Here is a 1656-nt window from a genome sequence, read left to right on the forward strand (position 1 = left end):
TACCGCGCCGGCAAACTGGCTATCAAACACCCAAAGAGCTTTTCTCTGCTGCTTCCGCCGGTTAAGTTAAATCCATAAAATATGAATATTAATGAAAATACTGATTTAATAGGATTTATCGTGTGGCTAATTTGTTCTTGCAATTTGGGATAGATTACTATCGACTATCGAGGGGACATTAGTTAAGTCAATATCTTTGACATATTTTCTTATGGGCATCCATCCTGAACACGCTCGTAGTGCAATTGGCAACGACTTTTCTACAACTAAGTGATTTTGAAAGTTCTTATTATCGAATACTACGTCTTCGTAAAATTCTTCATAATGAATTGAATCATAGCCGTTCTCGGCTCTCTCAATTATACCAAATCCATACATGAATTCTACTTGACTCTGTTCTTCCTTGGTTAGCTCCTTATCAGGTATCCAGAAAGCGGCTTTTTTTGTTGGTGTATTTGAAAGAGTGTAATTATATAGATCCTCTTTTATGTACCGAAGCATTTTAACTGGGTATTTTATTTTTGTTTCTGCAAGTAATTTGTAAAGAGAAATATAGTCTTTTATTATTATTTGTGTCATGGTTAATGTCCGACCGTTTGAAAATGTAATGGTTGAGTCGGATATTTTTGGAGTATCAACTTCTGAATCCCAAGTCACAAAGAAAAAACGTTTTGTTATATCTTTAGCTTGATTAGTTCCCAAACTATCTATAATATCTCTTAGAATAAGTCTGATATCTTGGTCGCCTATAGAATAGCCAAGAAAGAAAACAGGATGTTCTACAAATATGGTTAGCAATTTTGCTGAAATATATTTGTGCTTGTTCTCTATTTCTTTATAGTCATTCGAATTTATTAATATGGTTTCAGGATTTGAAATGGATCCATGGATTTTATAAATTTCGGCTAACTCATACCTAGAATGAAACAGAAGTTCTTCTTGAGAAGTATAGGTCTGAAAGTTAAATATATTTTCTAGTAGATTATCATAATTTGTTGTTATTATTCCTGCAATAGAGTGAGAAGAGATGTTCTTAAGGCAGTTCAATTCATCGGTAACGGAAGGCGTTGTATTATCAAATGATCCAATGTACCTTGCAATTTCTACCTTAATTGGCTGAACGTCATTTTTAATCACTAAGTCGCCATACTTATCACGACTGGTAACAAATTTATTGGAAGTGTACCATAGTGCGTTGAGTTCATCTTGCACTAAGTCGCAAAGAGCAGTCATATATTGATTATAATTAGTTTTTTTGTTTATTTTATCTGAAATTTGTCGTTCTAATTTAGCAAAGTAATATTTATCTGGATTGATTAATGAGGCCACATATGCGAGCAAGTCATTCCATGTTGGAATATTTAAGTAGCGTTTTGACATCCCCGAACCTACGAAAAGAAATGGCAATGAATCGGCTTCTTTAAGAATTGTTCTAATTGGTTGTAGTTCGTCCATACAATATTCCTCCATATTCTGACTTTCGAAATTTATTCCCCTCCGCGGAATCGAAGGTACTGTCAAACGTACCTCGTTTTTGTTATTAATTTCCGAATATTAAAAAACACCCGAACGTCTTTTTCTGGTATTCTTGGTGTGCGAACAACAAGAAAATCCAGAAAGAAGGATTCGAGTGCATACACCATTAATAGCCTATTT

General features: G+C 34.0%; 1 protein-coding gene. It reads right to left on the bottom strand.

Going from position 1 to position 1656, the window contains the following annotated elements; translation table 11 throughout:
• Nucleotides 1–126: 126 nt before the first annotated feature.
• A complete protein-coding gene (locus tag EKM76_RS13220; RefSeq protein WP_164507669.1) occupies nt 127–1455 on the bottom strand; it encodes an SIR2 family protein in 1329 nt (442 codons plus the stop codon).
• Between the last annotated feature and the right edge of the window lie 201 nt (nt 1456–1656).

Origin of the sequence: Loigolactobacillus zhaoyuanensis, from assembly GCF_003946385.1 — a bacterium.
GTDB lineage: Bacteria > Bacillota > Bacilli > Lactobacillales > Lactobacillaceae > Loigolactobacillus > Loigolactobacillus zhaoyuanensis.

Coding starts and splice junctions, on each gene's coding strand:
- EKM76_RS13220 (WP_164507669.1), bottom strand. CDS start 1,455: ATGGACGAACTACAACCAATTAGAACAATTCTTAAAGAAGCCGATTCA.